The following is a 16856-nucleotide window of genomic DNA, read 5'->3' on the forward strand; positions in this document are numbered from 1 at the left end:
AAAGGATACAACAGGAGATCAGAGCATGGCCTACTGGAGCTGGGTTCCAGGTCTGGAAATTCATATCCCGGAAATAGATGCACAGCACCGGCAGATTGTTGACTACATCAATATTCTTGCCACGGCAGTGGAAGAGGGGAACACCGCGAAGACCTCGGTGGTGCTGGAAAAGCTGATCCAATACACGGTCACCCATTTCCGTTTTGAGGAAAAGCTCATGAAGGAGGCTGGTTATGAGCTCTTTCGGGAACATTGTCTTCTTCATGAAAGCTTCAAGGAACAGGTTTTGCGCTACCAGAAGCGTCTTGATGAGGGAGAAGATGTTGCCCATGATCTGCTTACCATGCTCAGTCGCTGGCTAGTGGCACATATTAAAAACGAAGACAAGGCTTTTGCACCCATCGTCATCCCCCATCTGGATAAAGGCTGGGTGAAAAGAAAGCTGGCGCAGTTTTTCCCCGGCAGGTGATGTCATCATGCCGGATATTCAGCTGCCTGAGCCATAGGCTCTTTCGGACCGGCAGACCCGTAACCATGGGTTGAAACCTGTGCGTTTTTCATCCATATCATTCTGGAAAAGACCGGCCATTCCTCTGCTGCTGGCCTTTGCAGCGGGCATTTTCTGGGCGAGATTTTGGCCCCTGCCAGCTTTTGGTGTACAGATAGCTTCCCTGACGGGTCTTACACTTTTGGCTCTGTCTTTTCGAAGCCCCCGCTCCCTCTTTTTTTCCTGCCTTCTCCCCCTTCTATGCCTGCTTGCCGTGGGACACCTGACCGGTCTTCAGGTACACGGACCGGATAGGCAAGCAGGCCGCCTTGTTTCTTTTGTTCAAAACGACACCGTTGAGGTAACGGGTCGTATCCATGGTCTGCCCAAGCCCCGCTACGGAAGGACGCAGTCCCACCTGACGCAGGTGGAAGTCCGTAGGTATTCCGGCGAGATGATGTCCGTTGAGGGAAGGCTGGTGTTCACTTTGGTGGGTGAAGGGGAGGTTCCCCTGCCGGGAAGCCTTGTTCGTTTTACAGGTAAAGTCAGACCCTTTGATAATTTTGAGAATCCGGGTGGGTTCGATTACCGGAGATTTCAGCATGGTCGGGGCATCATGGGGCGGGTCTGGTGCCGATACAGGGATCTGGAGGTGCTGGATGCGGAGCCCGCAGGGCTTGTCCCAAAGGTGGATCGATTCCGTTTTTTTCTTGGAGAAAAGATCCGGTCGGCTGTGCAGGACAGGGATGCAGGGGCGGTTCTTTCCGCCATGCTCATTGGTGACAGGAGTCATGTGACCCCTGCCCTGCGGGAAGCGTATACAAAAAGCGGTATTGCCCATCTCATGGCCATATCCGGTCTTCATGTGGGGCTTCTTGCCGGTGGTATCTTCTGGCTTACCGAACGTTTTTTACGGTGGTTTCGTTTTTTTACGGAACGGGGTCTGACCCGAAGGGTGGCCGCTTTTCCTGCCCTTGTTACGGCCCTTTCTTATGCCATGATATCCGGTGGGGCTCCTTCGGCCTTACGGGCTGTGGTCATGGTAGCCTGCGGACTCTGGGTTCTGGTGATGCGTCGCCGTACGGATGTATGGAGCCTCCTGATACTGGCGGCGGCCCTTCTTCTGGCAACGGAGCCTGAACGTCTTGTAAATGTGGGCTATCTTCTCAGTATCACTGCCGTAGCCGGTCTGATTCTGGGCTTTCAGCGTTATCCCCAGTCCTTTTCCGGTGTGAGGGATGTTCATGCCAGTGCCTTGCTGTGGCTGAAAGGGCTTTTCAAAACCTCTCTTTTTGCAGCCCTGTTTACAGCTCCCATCTGCCTTTACGTGTTCCGGGAGGTTTCCCTGATTGGTATGGCCGTCAATCTTGTGATGGTACCGCTCATGGGGATGCTGACCCTGCCCCTTGCCATGGCAGGTCTTTTTTTATCCCTCTTTTTCCGCACAGGTGAGAGGTTCCTGCAACTGGCAGGTGTACTGACCTCATGGGGAAATGGACTGGCTGAATGTGCGTCCAGTTTGCCCTTTGCCGTACTGCGGCCCGGTGCTCTTACACTGCTGGAAGTGACTATTCTGTATGGGTTTCTCCTTCTCTGGCTGGGTTTTGATAAGAAAAAAGGATGGCAGAGGCCACGGGTGGCCCTGGCTCTTTTTCTGGTACTGCTTCTGGCAGGTGATACCCTGCGATGGACCCTTGCCCGTATGGGGCCGGACAGCCCTGTTGTTACCATACTGGATGTGGGGCAGGGTTCGGCTGCAGGCATTCGGCTGCCCGGCGGAGGGGTTATGCTGGTGGATGGTGGCGGGTTCCCATGGCCGGACTCCATGGATACAGGCCGAAGTATTCTTTCTCCATGGCTGGATTTTCAGAAGATTCGAACCATTGATGTGCTGGTGGCATCCCATCCCCATGCGGATCATGTGAGGGGTTTTTTTTATCTGGCGGAGCGGTACCGGGTAAAAGAACTCTGGATAGCCGAGGCGGCCCTGCAGGAAACCATGGGGCAGGAACTTGTGTCGGCCTTCAGAGAACGGGGCACCCGTATCCGGCACCCTTCCATGGAAAAGGATCCTCTGGAGCTGAAAGGGGCGGTTTTTGAATTTTTTGGTCCCGGCTCCATGCGGTTTTCCAGTGTTAATGATGACTCCCTGGTTTTCCGCATGCAAACGCCCCATGGCAGCATGCTGTTTACGGGAGATGCGGAAAGAAGGGCGGAAAGCTATTATGCGAAAACCCATGGAAATGCCCTGGCGTCGGATGTACTCCTTGTAGGGCATCATGGAAGCCGGACATCCACACAGGCCTCTTTTCTGCACGCGGTGAATCCTTCCCTTGCCCTGATTTCCTGCGGTGTCAGAAACCGTTACCGTTATCCTTCGGTGGAGGTTCTCCGTAGGCTGGAAGCTTCCGGTGTGCGGGTTTTCCGAACGGATACGGGGGGAGCCGTCACCCTTGTTTTCAAGGAAGAGACCATTAAGGCAGGGCATACCCCCATCGGTATCTGGGACAGGCTTTGGTAATGAAGATCTCTGTGTGGTGTTGTTGTTGGATGGTTTTTAAGCTGTGTTAGAATTTTATCTGCCCTGATGGAGCCAGCAGGCCGGGTTTTGTCTCCGTGGCCCCTTGTTTCTGGCTGGTTCCCTTTCCATTGTACCCGCTGTACTCCCCTGACGAAAAAACAGATTTAACCATCCCTTAACCTCTCCTGCCTCATATCCGGATCATCCGACTGTGATCAGCCGGATTTTTCAGGTGCTGTCCGGACAGCATTTTATGATGACTGGCTGAGGGAGAAAGAATGCAAGTGTTTCGTACCATCGTTGTTTTGTCTGGTTTGATCTGTCCGTTGATCATTGGGTGCAGCCTTATGAAAAGTTCGGGAAGTTCAATTCCCATGGCAGATAATGCCCTGTCCGGACTTTTTGACTGGTCATCTCTTGATGGCGAGATTCGGACTTCCATTCTGGGTGATCTGATCCGATCGGATTCTCTGAAAGAGCTTGTGGCAGAGGCACTGGATGCGAATCCAGGACTGCAGCAGACCCTGTTTACCCTGCAGATTTCTATGGCGGAATACAGGCAGGCTTCCGGGGAGCGTATGCCCGAGGTGAGTGCTGCCTATGGTGTGCAAAGGGAAAAGGATGATGGAACATCCTACACGGGTTCCCTGACCATCAGCTGGGAGGCGGATCTTTGGCAAAGGTTGGCGGACAGCCGTCTGGCTGTGGAAAAAGATGCTGCTCAACAGGCCGCTTTATATCAGGCCGCGCGGGACACCCTTGGGGCGGAGGTGATGAAGACCTGGCTGGCTTTGGCCGGGGCTTTTGATGGGATCATCATAGAAGAAAAACGTATATCCACTCTGGAAAAAAGAAAGATGATCACGGAACAGCGTTACAGGAGCGGCATTGCCACGGCTGAAGATCTGGATCGACTACGGAGCTCCCTTGCATCCGCCAATGCCGATCTGGAGGCATCCATGGAAAAAATGGCAGGGCATGCCCGAACGCTCACGATTCTTCTGGGCCGTGACCGTGACGAGCCCTTTGATTTTTCAGAAAAGGAAGTAGTTGTTCTGGTACCGGTGGCCGATGTGCCTGAACTGAGTGTGGGGCGCAGGCCGGATCTGAAAGCGGCCTATCTGGCCATTGAGGCCGATGCCCTTCGCACTCGGGTTGCCTATAAGGACCTTCTCCCGGGTATCCGCCTGCAGGCTGTTCTGGAGGATGCGGCCTCTTCTCCCGGCTCTGCCTTGATGAGAGATCCGGTATGGTCTCTGCTAGCACAGCTTACGGCCCCCATTTTTCAGGGGGGGAGACTGAGGGCAGCCGTTGAAATTGCGGAGCTGACAGAGGCGAGAAGTTATGAGGCCTATCGCGAAACCCTGCTCACAGCCATTTATGAGGTGTGGGAAGCGGCAGGAGTGGAGCGTTCCCTTACCCGGCAGCTTGTGCATATGGAAAGCGCACTGGCAGCCCTGCGTAACCGGTTGCACCATCGGGAAAAAGAGTATTCTTCAGGTTTGAGCGACAGGTTGACGCTGCTGGAAATGCAGCAGGAAGTGGATGAACTGACTATGGAAATGAATCGTCTTGTCTATGAACGTCTGGTGAACCGCATTGGTCTTGGGCTGGCACTTGGCCTGGGGGTGGATCGATGAAGCAGGCTCCGTTACAGTGGATGGTTACGGTGGCAGCCATTTTGGTTTTTATTGCTGTTGCCTGGATGATTGTGAACAGCATGCGGGAAGGGGCCAGGGTGCCGGTGGTCATTGAGAGTCATCCTGTGCAATACCCCGATGTGAGTGTTGTGCGGGCAAAGGCAGGGACCCATGGGGCTGTGGTAAGGGCTTATGGAGCTGTATCTCCCCGGTTTTCTTTGGATCTCACAGCAGAGATCAGTGGTCTTGTGGAGAGCCTTGGTGAAGATTGTGAGCCGGGCAAGAGGGTGGCAAAAGGGACGCTCCTTGTTTCGGTGGAGGACAGTGAGTATCGCTCGGCTGTAGCTCTGGCTCAGAAAGAGCTGGCGGACAGCCGGATTGCATTGCTGGAGGAAGAAGGCAGAAGCAGGCAGGCAGAAGCAGAATGGTCTTCTTCCGATCTGCAGGGAGCTCCGGATTCTGAGCTGGTGCTGCGGGCCCCTCAGCTGGCAGCGGCTCTGGCCGCCGTTGCCAGTGCGGAGGCAGCACTGGCTAAAGCCGGGAGGGAACTGGAGCGGACCGAAATCAGGGCTCCCTTTGATGCCATTGTGGTGGAGCGATCCATTGCCCCGGGAAGTTATCTGCAGTCGGGTAGCCAGATTGCTGTTCTTTACAGTACGGATCGGGCTGATATCCGGATCCATCTGGCTTCAGAAGAGTGGGCCATGCTGCCGGAAAGCCGTGTTGTGAACAGTGGTCTATGGCCGGTTCAGGTGTGGCATGCTCAGAGTGGTGAGGCTTGGGACGGGAGAATTCTCAGGCTGGAGCAGCATGCCAATAGCCATACACGGCAACGGGCTCTGATTGTGGCTGTGGATGCACCTCTGGACAGGGAACCACCACTTCTGGCGGGAAGTTTTGTCAACATGGTGATACCGGGTGTTGAACTGGGTAATCTCTGGTGTCTGCCACCCTCATCCCTGAGCCAGAATGGTGAAATCTGGTATGTGACAGAAGACCAGTTGTTGCGGTCTTTTGATTCAAACATCATATTCAGTGATGATAAGGGAATCTATATTGCCGCACCGGAAAGTCTGGCCGGGGAGGAACAGCAGATTCTGGTCCGTCCCCTGAGCAGCTATGTGCAGGGGATGAAGGTGAATCCGGTGGAGGTAAAAGGACATGAATAAGAATCTGCGCGGTGTGATCCCCTGGTTCACCACCAACCCTGTGGCAGCGAATCTTCTTCTTCTGCTTGTGATTGTCCTTGGGCTTTTTGAGCTTACCGGCCTGCGGAAAGAAGCTTTTCCCAGTCTGGAACCTAATAGTCTGACCATTTCTGTGACCTATGACAGCGGCTCTGCCAGCCAGTCCGAAGAAGGTCTGGCGATTAAGATAGAGGACCAGCTTGAAGGTGTTTCCGGTATTAAAAGAGTTACCAGTATGTCCACGCGCAGTGGTTCCACCATCACCATTGAAAAACGTGACGGTTATGATCTGGATGTACTGCTCAGGGATGTGAAAACGAAAGTGGATGCCATTTCCAATTTCCCGGCGGATGCGGAAAGACCGGTCATCGAAAAAGCGGAGCGGGAAGAACATGCGCTCTGGATCCAGCTGTATGGAGATACAGACCGGAGAACCCTGCAGTATCTTGCAGACAGCCTGAAAACGGAGCTGCTTTCCCGTAGCGAGGTTAATCGGGTACGAATTTATGGGTGGCTGGATCCCATGATGTCCATAGAAATAGATGAAGGTCAGCTGCAGGCTTACGGTTTGTCTTTATCTGATGTTGAGAGACGTGTTCGTGAGTACTCCACAGACATTCCCAGTCCAACCATGCGCAGCAGCATGATGTATTTTCAGTTGAAAGCCTCGGAACAGGCCTATACCAGGGAGGCCTTTGCCGCCATACCTCTGGTACGTGACAGCGGAGGAGCACAGGTTCTTCTTGGAGATGTGGCACGGGTTCGGGATACCTTTACCGATGATACAGCCGTTCTTTCGCGTTACAACGGTTGTAACAGTATGGCCCTGCAGGTGATTACCACAGGGGGAGATGATATTTCCGATTCCGTGGCCGGTGCAGTTGAGGTGGTGGCAGGCTGGACGGGTAACGGCAAGCTTCCTGGGGGAGTGAATCTGACCACATGGTATGATCGCAGCAATATGATCGAAGACCGTTTGCAGCTTTTGGGAACGAATGCCCTTACTGGTTTTGCCATGGTGTTTGTGCTGCTGGCACTTTTTCTCAATCTTTCTGTGGCTTTTTGGGTAGCAGCAGGGCTTCCCTTTATTTTTGTCGGGGCCTTCTATTTTATGGGAGATGCCTTTGCAGGTCTTTCCATCAATGAAATTACCACCTTTGGTTTTATTATGGCCTTGGGTATCGTTGTGGATGATGCGGTGGTGGTGGGAGAGAGTGTGTATACGGAGCGCTCCGTTCGGGGAGACAGGGTGGAAAATACCATCCGGGGCACCCTTCGGGTAACCATGCCAACAATTTTTGGTTATTTGACAACGGTTGCAGCCTTTTACGCCATTTCTCAGATAAGCGGGCATCTCGGGCAGATATACGCACAGTTCGCAACGGTTGTTGTGATCTGCCTTTCCCTTTCCTTAATTGAATCGAAGCTGATTCTGCCAGCTCATCTGGCCCATTTGAATACCCGCCCTTATCGCAGCAGAAATCGGGTTATACGAGCCTGGCAGCGTGTGCAGTCAATAGCAGACAGGGCTCTGAATGGATTTACCATTCACGGCTATGGTTTTGTGGTCGAAAAGGCACTTCATTACCGCTATGCTGTTCTGATTCTTTTTATGGCTGTTTTTATGGTGATTATCACCATGCCCCTGACGGGTGCTGTGCGGATGAGTTTTTTTCCTGATATGGCCGGTGATATTGTGCGCGCAGAGCTTACCATGGAAAAAGACAGCAGCTACGGCCAGACCCATGCGGCACTTCTGCTCCTTGAACAGAGTGCCATACAGACCGACCTTGATCTGCGTAAGGGGGCAGGCAGCCCCGCAGGTATTGCCAGCCTTCAGGTTATATCGGAGGCGGATCAGTCCGGTTCCATAAAGGTGGAGCTTCTAAGCAATACCTCCTATGATATCAGTTCTTTTACCTTGCGATGGCGTGAGCTGGCAGGCATGCCGGAAGGAGCACACTCCCTGAGTATTCAGAACAAGCCTGCCATGGTGGATGCCCTGCGTATTGAACTGCGGGCTGATGATGATGAAATTCTGGTTGCCGCTGGCAGGGAAGTCAGAAAGAGGCTCCGGGCCATACCTGCTGTCAGTGGAATGGATGATAATCTTGAACCGGGTCAACCCCAGCTTCATCTGCAGTTGACACGGGAGGGTCGTGCCATGGGTTTTACCATGGAGATGCTGGCAGAGCAGGTGCTGCAGTCCTTTCAAGGGCAGGTGGTGCAGCGTTTTCAGAGAAAGAATGATGAGATGGAAGTTCGGGTACGGTATCCGGACTCGTCACGTGAGCATATGGGGGATGTCCTGCAGGCCCGTCTGCGCACGGAAGATGGCCGTATCGTACCCTTGTCTGCCGTTGCCACAGTGCGCTACGGGTACACCCGTGACACAATCACCCGTATCAACGGTAAAAGGGCGGTTTATGTTTCGGCGGATGTGGACAAAAATATTCTGTCGGCAACGGAGTTGGTTGTTCAGCTTCAGGAGTTCATGCCGGAACTGAAGCGGCAGTATCCCGGCCTGGACATCCATTTTGCCGGAGAAGCGGAGCAGCAGTCAGAAACCCAGACTTCCATGATACGGATGTTTCTTCTGGCCATGCTCATGATTTATTTTTTGCTGGCAATTCCCCTGAAATCCTACGTGCAGCCATTGCTGATCATGACAGCCATTCCTTTCGGTATTATCGGTGCGATGCTGGGCCATTGGCTGAATGATCTTTCTCTGGGTATTCTTTCCCTGAATGGTATCATTGCTCTGGCGGGAGTGATTGTGAACAACAGTCTGCTGCTGGTCGTGACCTTTAATTCGGCTGAAAGAAAGAGAAAGAATATAAAACAATCGATCAGTGAGGCCTGCAGCAGTCGGCTGCGTGCGGTACTCCTTACCTCGCTCACCACCTGTGCCGGCCTGTTTCCCCTTTTGAAGGAGACCTCCCTGCAGGCTCAGTTTCTGATTCCTGCGGCGGTTTCTCTGGCCTATGGCATCATGTTCGGTACGATTGTGACTCTGGTTCTGATCCCCGTGCTTCTTATGATTCACGATGATGTCTGTATGCGAATGAAAAGGATGCGGTATTTTCTTCGGTTTTCCCGGGAAAGACAAAGTCTATGCTGAGTGTGCTTCTTGTTGAAGATGATCTGGATCTTGCCGAAACCCTGATTGATTACCTTGCCCTTGAATCCGTCCTTTGTGACCATGCCGGTAACGGTATGGCAGGGATGCAGCTCATTCGGAATAACTGTTACGATGTGATTCTGCTGGATATCAACCTGCCTCGTATGGACGGACTTCATGTCTGTGAAACTGTCCGGAGGGAAGGGAAAGAAACCCCTGTACTGATGCTGACGGCACGGGGGCAGCTGGAGGATAAGCTGGAAGGATTTGGTGCGGGTGCGGATGACTATCTGGTCAAGCCCTTTGAACTGAAGGAACTGGTGGTGAGAATCCATGCACTGGCAGGAAGGCGCAGCGGTCAGACCCGGTTGCTGCGATGCGGAGATCTGGAAATGAATATGATGGCAAGAAGGGTTACGCGGGCCGGAAAAGAAATCCGGCTGTCTCCCACAGGGTGGAAGATTCTGGAAGCCCTGATGCGCTCAACACCGGAAACAGTTTCACGGCAGAAGCTGACGGAGGCCGTATGGGGAGAAGACCCGCCGGACAGTGACAGTCTGAAAGTGCATCTTTTCCATCTGCGAAAAGCACTGGATGCACCCTTTGAGCAATCCATGATTCAGACTGTCCCCGGTCATGGTTTTGCAATCAGGGAAAAAGGCAGCCCATGAAATATCAGATAAGTCTGAAATGGTTTGTTACCCTTTCCTTTCTCACCATTGCCCTGATTCTTGTGAGCGGGTATTCGCTGCTCAGTATGCATTTTTTTGTGCGCGGAATGGATAACATCATAGCAGGAAATATGGCAGAAGTGGTGGCAACCTATGTTCAGATCACGCCTGCTGAAAACCGTCGGCAGCCGCATCGCTTCAGCGGATACTGGATTGCGGCGGAATGGGGAGGGCTGCCGGAGAATATTCGTCATTCTTTGACCAAACCGGAGCAAACCGGATTGATGGTGAAGAAAAGGGTGGCATCGCGGTGGTGGGAGCCTCCGGATAAAATGCATTTTCTGATGGCTGTGGATCATGACGGAACGTCTTACTTTGTTGTCCATACGGCAACAAGGGAGACCGTTTCCGCCCTTGTTGGAAATAAAAGTAAAAAGAGTCTGCATCTGCTTGCCGGTATCAGTATGTGCAGCCTTGCAGCCATTGTTTCCATTATCTGGGTGATGCTCAGGCAGGTGGAACGGCGGGTGGGGGATCTCGGGCGATGGGCACGGGAGCTGGATGAAAAGAAGCTGCTGGAAGCACCACCGGATTTTGCCTATGCCGAGCTCAATACCCTGGCCGCTTTGATCCGTACAAGCCTTTGTTCCGTGCAGGAAAGCCTGGAAAGAGAGTATCGTTTTCTTCGCTACAGCAGCCATGAGCTCCGTACTCCCATCAGCGTGATTCGGAGTAATGTGGAGCTGCTATACAAGCGCATGGAACGGGGGATGGATACATCAGATTCCCGTCAGAGGCAGTGCCTTAATCGTATTGACCGGGCCAGCCTGACCATGAAGAATCTTACGGAAACCCTGCTCTGGCTCAGCTGGGAGCCGGAACGGGAACTGCCTGTAAAAAAGGTGGATCTTGAAATGGTGATTCGTTCCGTGCTTACGGAAATTCTTTATCTCCTGAATGGTAAAAAGGTAGATCTGGTGATAAAAACAGAGCCCTGCCGTATAATGCTTGCGGAAATTCCGGCCCGTATTGTATTGGCAAATCTTATTCGGAACGCCTTTCAGCATACCTGGGAAGGGGATATTCGGATCCGCCAGAAAGGGGCCATGGTGTGGATAAGCAATTGTTGCACCCCAGAGCATGGAGAAAGCAGAGACAGCGGATTCGGTTTTGGGTTGCAGCTGACAGAAAATTTAAGCCAGCGGCTCGGATGGTCGTACACCAGTAAGGTATCCGATGGCAGGCACTCCGTCTGCCTTTCTATGGATGGAGACAGACTCCACAGACCTTGCAGGGATTTTCCAGAAAAGAAGGAACATGCTTTTTACCCGTGAGATACTGCAAGCTATTTATGATCGTTATACGCACAGAGCCTTTGTGCATCCCGATCCTCTGGAAACACTCTATGCCTTTGACAGCCCGCTGGATATGGAGGTGGCCGGTCTGGTAGCCGCCGTTCTTGCCTATGGCCGGGTGGAGCAGATTCTCAAATCTCTGGAAGGTTTTTTTGCCCTTTCAGGCCCCAGCCCTGCGGTCTGGTTACTGGATATGGACAGGTACGGTCTGGAGCAGGCTTTTATGAATTTCAGGCATCGTTTTGCCCATGGCCCTCAGATGACGGGATTTCTCTGCGGGGTTCAGACGGTATTGCGTCAGCATGGCAGCCTGAGAGCTGTCTTTGCCCTTGGAGACCGGGGAGGGGATATTGAAGAAGGGCTGCAGGGGTTTGTGGATGAAATCCTTCGCCATGCCCCCATGGATCCGGGTCATCTGCTCCCAAGGCCATCAAGGGGGAGTGCCTGCAAAAGGCTTCACCTTTTTCTGCGCTGGATGGTGAGAAAGGATGCTGTTGATACGGGACTCTGGGAAGACGTGGGGGCTCACAGACTGCTTGTGCCTCTGGATGTACATATGCACCGAATGGCCCTGCTTGCAGAAATGACGGACCGGAAATCAGGGGATATAAAAACCGCAAGGGAAATTACCCGGGGCTTTGCCCGTTTTACGCCTGAAGATCCGGTCCGCTATGATTTTGCTCTGACCCGTGCGGGCATCCTGGAGAAGAAGGAGCCTGCCGCATTTCTCGCCGGGTTTATACCATGATATCCACCTGCTGGCCCTGTTGGATGGAATGGCTGGCAGCCTGTGTGAATTCACGGATTACACTTTCCGGCTGCTGGTAGAGATTCTGCGCTCTTTCCGCAGGAGATGCCGTTGTCTGGGCTTCCTGCGCAGGTGCTGCAGCAGAAGGCGGAGTGGTGGATGATGTAACCGTTCCTTCGGGGCCGTATCCGGAGGTCATCATGGCCCGTGCTGTTTCAGAAGGTGTGAAAATAGCCGCATCCTGTACCGCCTGCTGCGGTATGAGTTCTTCTCCCTGATTATGGGGAGGGCGGGCCATTACCTGCTGTACGGGAGATACGTTGTATGGGTTGATGTTGCCGGAAATGGGCTGAATCATTGGGAACCTCCTTGGGTGCTCCGGGGTGGGGAATAAACCACCATGCAGCTGAACTGTGTTTATAATAAAACATAAAGTGCTGGATGGGAAGGGTAAATAAAATAAAAAGGCGGCCTGTTTTTAAGACTGTTTTTTTGAAAGACTTTGGCGTAAGAGATAGCAGGCCATCGGTCTGGTCGGCTGAATCTCTTTTTCCGGAGCAGCCGGAGTCACTGCCATGGTCCCTGCCGGTGATTTTTCCCTTATGATAGTTTTTTCTTTTTTGCTCTGCATGTTGTGCGTTCTGATCCTCTGGATGAGGAGTGCTTTTTGTTGTAAATTCTCTGTATTTGATTTCTCTGCAATGGAGGACGTATGACGTCCAGACTTCCCTTGGCCATTCTGGCTCAGCCCGATGATGAAAGCTGTGGTCCTACCTGCCTCCATGCCATTTACAGCTACTGGGAAAAGGAGTCTCTTTCTCTGGATGAAGTGCTGGGGGAAGTGCTGCGTGTGGAAACCGGAGGAACCCTTGCCGTACATCTGGGCTCTCATGCCCTGAGACGAGGCTATCGGAGCATTCTTTATACCAATGATCTGCAGATGTTTGATCCAACCTGGTTTCCGGTACCTGTGGGAAAACACAGGGATGTGGACCCGGTTTTTCTGACGGGTAAACTTCTCCGGCAGGTGGCCAATCGGAGAAGCCAGAAATTCCGGAGTGCAACGGAAGGTTATACCCGTTTTCTGGCATCCGGCGGGAAGATCCGTTTCCGGGATTTTACCCCCGATCTGATTCGAAAATATCTGGACAGAGGAATTCCTATTCTGACGGGGCTTTCAGCAACCTATCTGTACAACACCATGCGGGAGATACCGGAGTCCAATCAATCCGATGACCTCAAAGGACGTCCCTGCGGTCACTTTGTTGTGCTCAGAGGGTATGACCGAATTCGCAGAAAAGTTCTGATTGCCGACCCTTACGCCAGAAATCCCCGTTACAATGAACCGTACTATGCTGTGAACATGCGCCGCCTGATCCATGCGGTGCTTCTGGGTGTGCTCACATTTGACGCCAACCTTCTTGTCCTGATTCCGGAAAAAGAATCGGAGGTTTTGATTTCATGAATGATATTATTGTGGTGGATATGCCCGCGCGTTGGCCTGTCTCCATATCCGGAGCTGAAGTGGTCGGTTCCCGGGATTACCTGATGGATGCCCGTTTTCTCACCATGAAGCGGGCCAGGGTGTTCAACCTCTGCCGTTCATACCGTTACCAGTCCACAGGTTACTATGTCTCCCTGCTGGCAGCAGCAAGGGGGCACAAGGCTTTTCCCACCATTGCCACGGTGCAGGATATTAAATCCATGCCCGTGGTGCGTCTTGTTACGGAAGATCTGGACCGGATGATTCAGAAAAGTCTGGGCCACCTTCATGCGGAAGATTTTGAGCTGAGTATTTATTTCGGCTGCAATCTTGCCAAGCGCTATGACAGAATCGCCATGGAAATTTTCAACCTTTTTCAATGCCCTCTGCTGCGGGTTCATTTTGTGAAAAAGGATGAAAAGTGGCAGCTGCGCACCATACGGATGATTGGTGTCAGTGAGATTCCCGATGACCATTTTCCGGAGCTGGTGCGTTTTGCCGAAGCCTATCTTTCCGCTCCTAATTCCAGGCCGAAGAGGCCGGAGAAAAGGGGCTATGACCTGGCCATCCTCACGGATCCGGACGAAAAGATGCCGCCTTCCAGTCCGGCGACCCTGAAGCGGTTTATCCGGGCGGGGCAGCGGGCGGGTCTGAATGTCAGCCTGATTACACGCAATGATTATCACCGTATCGGTTTTTTTGATGCCTTGTTTATTCGGGAAACTACTTCCGTGAACCATCACACCTTCCGCTTTGCCCAGCGGGCGGAGGCGGAAGGTCTTGTGGTGATTGATGACCCCCTTTCCATTATTAAATGTACGAATAAGGTGTATTTGGCCGAGCTTTTGACCCATCATGGTATTGCCACGCCGGAAACCCGGATTCTTTCCCGGCAGTCCCTTGCAGAGGCGTCCCAAACGGGGCTTTGGCCACGTATTCTGAAACAGCCGGACAGTGCTTTTTCCCAGGGTGTGGTGAAGGTGGAGGACAGGGATGCTTTTCTGAGGGAAGCGGAACGCTTTCTGGATCGTTCAGATCTGATTATTTCTCAAGCGTTTACTCCCACAGAGTATGACTGGCGCATTGGTGTGTTGGGAGGGCAGCCCCTTTTTGCCTGTAAATATTTCATGGCCCGTAGCCATTGGCAGATCGTAAACTGGGCAAAAAGCGGAGACAGCCGCTTGGGAGATGCGGATACGCTGGCCCTGGGAGCTGTGCCTGACGTGGTTCTGAAAACTGCCATTAAAGCGGCAAGACTGGTGGGCAGCGGTCTGTATGGTATTGACCTGAAACTCATCGGTAGAAAAGCCTACGTTATAGAGATTAATGATAATCCCAATATTGATGCGGGTGTTGAGGATGCTGTTTTAAAGGATGGTCTGTATGACCGGATCATGATGCATTTTTATGATGAGATCATGCGCAGAAAGGGCGGTAAATGAAGGCCTTGCATCTTTTTGAGGGGTACGGGATTGAAATTGAGCTGATGATTGTGGATGCTGCCACACTCACGGTGCGTGCTTTGGCAGAAACCCTGCTCCGGGAGGGAAACGGACCGGTAAGCAATGAGCGTTCCCTTGGTAGAGTGCGGATATCCAATGAGCTGGCTGCCCATGTGATAGAATTCAAAACTCCCGGCCCGGCTGCAGGGTTTACGGGTTTAACGGAAGATTTCAGGTCGGCCGTTGATGAGGTGAATCGCCTTTTGAAAGTCCATGGAGCAAGGCTTCTCGGTACGGGGATGCATCCTTTCATGAACCCTTTTGAAGAGGCTGTCCTCTGGCCCCATGGACAAAAGGAGATTTACAATGCCTACCACCGTATTTTTGATTGCAGGGGACACGGGTGGGTGAATCTGCAGAGTGTGCATCTGAACCTGCCCTTTTGCGGCGCGGATGAGTTTGGTCGTCTTCACGCCGCCATTCGATGCGTGCTGCCCCTGTTGCCCGGACTCTGTGCCAGTACGCCCATGGCCGATGGGCAGCTGACTCCCTATTGCGATACCCGCCTGGCTGTGTACAGAAAAAATCAGCAGAGAATCCCTGAAATAGCGGGCAGTATTATTCCTGAGGCGGTTTTTGACCCCCGGAGCTATGAAAGGGAGATTCTTCTACCCATGTACCATGCCATTGCTCCCATGGATCCTGATGAGGTGCTCCGGGGAGAATGGCTGAATTCCAGAGGTGCCATCGCCCGTTTTGAGCGAAATGCCATTGAAATCCGTCTTGTGGATACCCAGGAGAATGTGGAGGCGGATGTGGCTGTGATGGGTCTGGTCGCCGCAGTGGTACGGGGATTTGTTGAGGAAAGGCTGGCACCTCTGAATATTCAGAAGCAGGCCGGGACCCGGATGCTTGCCGATTGTCTGAATCAGGCCATCGTTGATGGGGAAAGTGCCCTGGTATCCGATCCCGGGCTCATTGCCCTGTATGGTCTGGACCGCCCGAAGAGGGCCGGTGATATCTGGAAAGCCTGGTATGACAGACTGCTGCCTCACTGTCCCGAGTTATTGCCTGTGGCTTCTTTTCTTGAAAAAAGGCTGGAGCAAGGAACGCTTTCCAGTCGTATCCGCCAGTCCCTGGGAGAGCATCCTTCGCCGGAAAGGGTGAGGGCCGTTTATGGCAAGCTTGCGGACTGCCTTGCTACAGGTCGTTTGTTTTGCGGCTTCTGAGGGCTTGAGATAAGGAATAGGGAGAAACCTGTCTTTTGATGGTTGGCATGAAGCAGCCGTTTCCGTACATGTTCTGATGCCGATGGCGAGAGGAATGGAGTTCTGCAAATTCTTGAGTCTTCAGGTATGACTGGGAAAAGAGGTCGCTTATGTTTTTTTTTTCAGGCATAATATCAATTGTTGTGAATATGGTGAAAGCTGAGTCTACATAATCAGAAACTAAAGGGGGCGGTTTCTGTTTTTTTTAGGGGAGTGGGATGCGAAAAATCAGGTGCATTGTGGTTGAAGATGAAGCGCATATTCGTGTTTTTATGCGTACCGTGTTGCAGAGGGCAGGTCTTGATGTGGTCGGAGAGGCCTCCAACGGGGAGGAAGGCCTCTTTCTCCTTGAAAAAGAATTGCCGGATCTGGTTTTGATGGACATCAATATGCCCATAAGGACAGGGGATGATGTCATAGAGGAAATGAAACGAAAATCTCCTGGGATAAAAATTATTATGCTGACTTCCGTGGCCGATGCGGAGACCATCAAACGGTGCATAGAAGCCGGAGCCGATGATTATATCAGAAAAGACACACCATATCAGGAGATGGTGGAACTTATTCAATCCATCGTCATTGGCATGGAGGCTGGAAAATGAGGGAAAAATACCGTCTTTCCGAGCTGCTCGATGAGATCCGTAAGGATGAAGAGATAAAAAAGCAGGATATGAAACGAAAACTGTCTCAGGAGCAGATCAGAAAAATGTTAAAGGAGCTAAAGCAAAAGTAAGGATACTCTTTTTTATTTTTAACGATGTTGTAATAAATTCAGTGCTGTAGTTTTGTGGCGTATGGTTAGCTTGTGCAGGTTGCCCTTGCAATAAAATAGACAGGCATTGGTTGCGGAACAGAACAATCGTTTTGTATATGGAACCACCAAGGTTTGCGCAGGAAGCCATGGCCGCGGTCTGAAGTCTCCACAAAAAGAGC

General features: G+C 52.3%; 14 protein-coding genes. 13 read left to right on the forward strand and 1 reads right to left on the reverse strand.

Going from position 1 to position 16856, the window contains the following annotated elements; genetic code table 11:
* The first annotated feature begins 25 nt into the window (after positions 1 to 25).
* The 8 genes from OOT00_RS03305 (at position 26) to OOT00_RS03340 (ending at position 11730) form a co-directional block, all read left to right on the forward strand.
* Complete coding sequence (locus OOT00_RS03305; protein ID WP_265423866.1) at positions 26 to 469, forward strand: bacteriohemerythrin; 444 nt, start codon at positions 26 to 28, stop codon at positions 467 to 469.
* Positions 470 to 548: 79 nt separating this feature from the next.
* Positions 549 to 3008, forward strand: coding sequence for a DNA internalization-related competence protein ComEC/Rec2 (locus tag OOT00_RS03310; RefSeq protein WP_265423867.1), 2460 nt, complete (start codon positions 549 to 551; stop codon positions 3006 to 3008).
* Between the two features lie 278 nt (positions 3009 to 3286).
* Positions 3287 to 4648 (forward strand): TolC family protein, encoded by a 1362-nt coding sequence (locus tag OOT00_RS03315; RefSeq protein WP_265423868.1) that lies wholly within the window; start codon positions 3287 to 3289, stop codon positions 4646 to 4648.
* The gene (locus OOT00_RS03320) at positions 4645 to 5817 is read left to right on the forward strand and encodes an efflux RND transporter periplasmic adaptor subunit (RefSeq protein ID WP_265423869.1); all 1173 of its coding nucleotides are present in this window, start codon (positions 4645 to 4647) and stop codon (positions 5815 to 5817) included. The genes OOT00_RS03315 and OOT00_RS03320 overlap by 4 nt, the downstream gene beginning before the upstream one ends.
* A complete protein-coding gene (locus OOT00_RS03325; protein ID WP_265423870.1) occupies positions 5810 to 8956 on the forward strand; it encodes an efflux RND transporter permease subunit in 3147 nt (1048 codons plus the stop codon). The genes OOT00_RS03320 and OOT00_RS03325 overlap by 8 nt, the downstream gene beginning before the upstream one ends.
* A complete protein-coding gene (locus OOT00_RS03330; RefSeq protein WP_265423871.1) occupies positions 8950 to 9627 on the forward strand; it encodes a response regulator transcription factor in 678 nt (225 codons plus the stop codon). The genes OOT00_RS03325 and OOT00_RS03330 overlap by 7 nt, the downstream gene beginning before the upstream one ends.
* Positions 9624 to 10961 carry a sensor histidine kinase gene (locus OOT00_RS03335; RefSeq protein WP_265423872.1) on the forward strand — a complete coding sequence of 446 codons (1338 nt, stop codon included), beginning with the start codon at positions 9624 to 9626 and terminating at the stop codon, positions 10959 to 10961. Before OOT00_RS03330 ends, OOT00_RS03335 begins: the two co-directional genes overlap by 4 nt.
* Positions 10945 to 11730, forward strand: a complete 786-nt coding sequence (locus tag OOT00_RS03340; RefSeq protein ID WP_265423873.1) for a TIGR02757 family protein — start codon at positions 10945 to 10947, stop codon at positions 11728 to 11730. Before OOT00_RS03335 ends, OOT00_RS03340 begins: the two co-directional genes overlap by 17 nt.
* On the opposite strand, the gene OOT00_RS03345 is transcribed toward OOT00_RS03340, so the two are convergent.
* On the reverse strand, positions 11720 to 12088 hold the full coding sequence (locus tag OOT00_RS03345) for a hypothetical protein (RefSeq protein WP_265423874.1): 369 nt from the start codon (positions 12086 to 12088) through the stop codon (positions 11720 to 11722). The two genes, OOT00_RS03340 and OOT00_RS03345, sit on opposite strands and share 11 nt — an antisense overlap.
* A gap of 354 nt (positions 12089 to 12442) precedes the next feature.
* Here OOT00_RS03345 and OOT00_RS03350 point away from each other — a divergent pair, with 354 nt between their 5' ends.
* The 5 genes from OOT00_RS03350 to OOT00_RS03370 all read left to right on the forward strand — a co-directional run bounded on the left by OOT00_RS03350 (position 12443) and on the right by OOT00_RS03370 (position 16656).
* Complete coding sequence (locus tag OOT00_RS03350) at positions 12443 to 13195, forward strand: C39 family peptidase (protein WP_265423875.1); 753 nt, start codon at positions 12443 to 12445, stop codon at positions 13193 to 13195.
* Positions 13192 to 14655 (forward strand): RimK family ATP-grasp domain-containing protein, encoded by a 1464-nt coding sequence (locus OOT00_RS03355; RefSeq protein WP_265423876.1) that lies wholly within the window; start codon positions 13192 to 13194, stop codon positions 14653 to 14655. Before OOT00_RS03350 ends, OOT00_RS03355 begins: the two co-directional genes overlap by 4 nt.
* A complete protein-coding gene (locus OOT00_RS03360; protein WP_265423877.1) occupies positions 14652 to 15884 on the forward strand; it encodes a carboxylate-amine ligase in 1233 nt (410 codons plus the stop codon). Before OOT00_RS03355 ends, OOT00_RS03360 begins: the two co-directional genes overlap by 4 nt.
* Positions 15885 to 16141: 257 nt before the next feature.
* Positions 16142 to 16525 (forward strand): response regulator transcription factor, encoded by a 384-nt coding sequence (locus OOT00_RS03365; RefSeq protein ID WP_265423878.1) that lies wholly within the window; start codon positions 16142 to 16144, stop codon positions 16523 to 16525.
* Positions 16522 to 16656 (forward strand): hypothetical protein, encoded by a 135-nt coding sequence (locus OOT00_RS03370; protein ID WP_265423879.1) that lies wholly within the window; start codon positions 16522 to 16524, stop codon positions 16654 to 16656. Before OOT00_RS03365 ends, OOT00_RS03370 begins: the two co-directional genes overlap by 4 nt.
* Positions 16657 to 16856: the final 200 nt, after the last annotated feature.

It is taken from the genome of Desulfobotulus pelophilus (assembly GCF_026155325.1).
Classification (GTDB): Bacteria; Desulfobacterota; Desulfobacteria; order Desulfobacterales; family ASO4-4; genus Desulfobotulus; species Desulfobotulus pelophilus.